4 protein-coding genes are annotated in these 3,091 nt (G+C 47.0%); 2 read left to right on the forward strand and 2 right to left on the reverse strand.

Features of this window, described 5'->3' with window-relative positions:
* Window positions 1–150: 150 nt before the first annotated feature.
* Complete coding sequence (locus tag I656_RS04680; protein WP_013523584.1) at window positions 151–948, forward strand: IclR family transcriptional regulator; 798 nt, start codon at window positions 151–153, stop codon at window positions 946–948.
* Window positions 949–1,115: 167 nt separating this feature from the next.
* Window positions 1,116–2,054, forward strand: a complete 939-nt coding sequence (locus tag I656_RS04675; RefSeq protein ID WP_013523583.1) for an amidohydrolase family protein — start codon at window positions 1,116–1,118, stop codon at window positions 2,052–2,054.
* Between the two features lie 69 nt (window positions 2,055–2,123).
* Here the strand turns inward: I656_RS04675 and I656_RS04670 are convergent, their stop codons facing one another.
* Together I656_RS04670 and I656_RS18115 are read right to left on the reverse strand one after the other, a co-directional pair.
* On the reverse strand, window positions 2,124–2,714 hold the full coding sequence (locus I656_RS04670; protein WP_013523582.1) for a hypothetical protein: 591 nt from the start codon (window positions 2,712–2,714) through the stop codon (window positions 2,124–2,126).
* 130 nt (window positions 2,715–2,844) lie between these two features.
* Complete coding sequence (locus I656_RS18115; protein WP_235048646.1) at window positions 2,845–3,003, reverse strand: thioesterase family protein; 159 nt, start codon at window positions 3,001–3,003, stop codon at window positions 2,845–2,847.
* Between the last annotated feature and the right edge of the window lie 88 nt (window positions 3,004–3,091).

Below are 3,091 nucleotides of genomic sequence, written 5' to 3' on the forward strand. Positions count from 1 at the left end.
CCGTATACAACATTGATGTTCTTATATATGAAACTATCAAAAAATTTTTTTATTTTTTCTCCGTAAATATCTGAAAATACCTTCTTAATATGTTATGATATAAGAAATATTGTTCTTTTATATGAAACTATCAAAAAGGGGATAGACTCAATGAAGCACACTGCCGAAGACTATTTGCTTTCATCCGTCAAAAATGCTCTTCGCATTTTGCGCAGCTTCTCACTGGATGAACCGGAAAAAAAAGTGACGGAATTAGCCTCTTCCCTTGGATTGTCAAAAAGCACGGTCAGCCGTCTTCTTCACACATTGGCCAGCGAAGGGTTCGTGACAAAAGATCCGGAAACGCAAAAATATCGGCTGGGCTTGACCATTTTGCAATTGAACACGGTGTTGACATCTCATTTAGAAATCAACCGGGAAGCGCAACCGATACTGGAACAGCTAGTTGATGACTTGCAGGAAACGGCGCACCTTGCCATGCTTGACGACCAGAGCGTGATCTACATCCACCGAGTCGAAAGCCGTCAGCCTGTCCAAGCTCTTTCACACGTCGGCCGACGAAATCCGCTTCATTGCACAAGCTCAGGCAAAGTGTTGCTCGCCCACCAAAAAGAGGAGGACATTGAGGCTTACATCCAGCATGGATTGACCCAATTCACGTTGAACACGATGACGGATCCTCGCATATTGCGCGAGGCATTGCATGCCATTCGCCGGCAAGGCTATGCCATCAGCATCGAGGAACTCCGCGAAGGGGTCGCTTCCATCGCAGCGCCGATCCGCGACTACACTGGAAAAGTCGCCTACGCTCTCAGCGTGATCGGACCAGTTCACCGTTTTCATCCATACGATCCTACAGTCATCGCCAAAGTAAAACGCGCAGCAAGTGAGATTTCAGAAAAAATCGGCTACTGGCCGTCGTCCTCATCAACAAGACAGTCGATATAATGGTTCTAGAGAACCGGTGATTTAACAGAGAACCATCAAATACTTTCTCTATTTCTCTAATAACTGAAAAACAGTGCAGAAAAAGTCTTTGGTTTGTAATCATGAACCGATGATTTTCAAGAAATTATTGTTTTTCACCAGCCTTTTTCTAGAAAGGAGAAAAAGCTATGGGAAAATGTTTTGATATCCATACGCATTTCATTCCCCCCGAAGTGATGCGGTGGCTGAAAGAGGAACAAACCCATATCTCTGTTCATTGGGATGACAAGGAAAAGATGTTGACCATCAACCGTCAGTGGGGGTTTCGCCTAAAGGAGGAATTCATCGATCTTCATGCTTATCTCGAGGCGCAGCGGCGGGCGGGCGTTTCCCATTCGCTCCTCTCTCCCATTCCGCAGCTGTTTTTATATGACGCGGAAGCCGCCGTCACCAACGAACTGGCGCGCCTTTACAACGATGCGCTATGCCGATTGGCCGCAACCCATTCTGATCGCTTATCGGCCTTGGCGACCGTGCCGCTCAATGACCCAGAACAGGCAGCTTTAGAATTACGGCGAGCGATGAAAAACAGGTTAAAAGGGGCGATCATCGGACCATCTGTCGAACAGAAGCTTCTCACCGATGATTCGTTTATTCCATTTTGGGAAGAAGCCAATGCACTAGGCGCTATTCTGTTCATTCATCCGCTTCTTTGCGACGACCCACGCCTAAAAAGACGGCGAATGGCAAATTTGATTGGCGTCCCTTGGGAAACGACCATTTGCGCTACTGACTTGCTGCTTGGCGGCTGGCTCGATCGCTACCCGCACGTCCGCATTTTATTGGCCCATGGCGGCGGCTTTCTTCCTTATCAAATTGGACGGTTACAAAAAGGGTATGACGTATGGCAACCGGTGGCTTCTTTACTGCAAGCCCCACCAACCGACTATTTGCGCCGCTTTTGGTTTGACACCGTTGTTTGGGATTATCGCGTGCTGCAACTATTGATTGACCTCGTCGGCCAAGATCGGGTGCTTCCAGGCTCGGATTTTCCGTTCGACTTATCACAATGGCCGCCTGTACAGCCAAGCCTTGAATCCATCCAAGCTTTCTTAAGCTTGTCATAGTAAAAAAACAAAAGGGGGCAGATGTTCGTCTCGCCCCCTTTTGTGCTGCGGCTATGCGTCGCCTAAAGCCTAAAATAGATATAATTGTTCATCACCCATGCCTAACGGGCAATGCCCATATTCAAATACGCGCAGAAGCGCCCGAAACGGATTTGATCCCCATCCGTCAAGGTCGGCAACAGATTCCCAGGCGCAAGCCATTCCACCGATATACATGACCGAGCAGACAGCCGTCTTTACCACTGATGAGCCGTATTGATGGAAAGCACGATACGCCGCATCAAAACAATGATGAAATAAACGGGCTGGAACTTCGTCGACCAGCCTAGTCAAACATCCTTCTCTCCCTGCAACAGCCGTCGCTTGCTTCATGTGCTCCGGGATGGGAAACAAAGAGCGCCATAACGGGCTTTTCGCCAAGTTCATCTTTGCTAAAGAAGGGACAATCGTTCCTTCTTCTAGCCAATGGATATGATAATGATACTGCTTCAAATCAAAACTAGCCATCCATTCACGAATCGCTTCTTCTGCCTCTTTCCGATAATGTGGAGTGCCTGCATTAACAAACCAATCTATGTTTAACAGTCCAGAAAGGACAGAAATCACTTGCTCAGTCCGCGGGCCATATTTCTCTTTTTCCATCTGCCACAACGTAGTCATGATTCTCCTCCTAGTTGTTTTAGAACTATGTCTGAGACTCTACTGAACGAGAAGACAACTGTTCAACCAACACTTGTTTCACATTAGTAGGAATCGGAACAGCTTTTGGCCTCCCATCAGCAAATGATGCCTATGCTCTCATCTCATACCCAACAGCAACCACTGTTTCATGTTCATAAAACTCGTGGACAATTTGAAATACCTTCTCCCGCACTTCCGTAATCGATGAACCAATACGGACTTCTTCACCAAACACTAACGGGAAGCGAAACTGGCATTTGGCCTCCAAAATCGGCAATCCTATCTTCTGTTCAAATAGTTATTGTTGTTGGATAGCCAAGTTCAGCAAAAAAATGATGCGTCGCTTCGTCCATCCA

The sequence above is a fragment of the Geobacillus sp. WSUCF1 genome, assembly GCF_000422025.1.
Taxonomy (GTDB): domain Bacteria; phylum Bacillota; class Bacilli; order Bacillales; family Anoxybacillaceae; genus Geobacillus; species Geobacillus zalihae.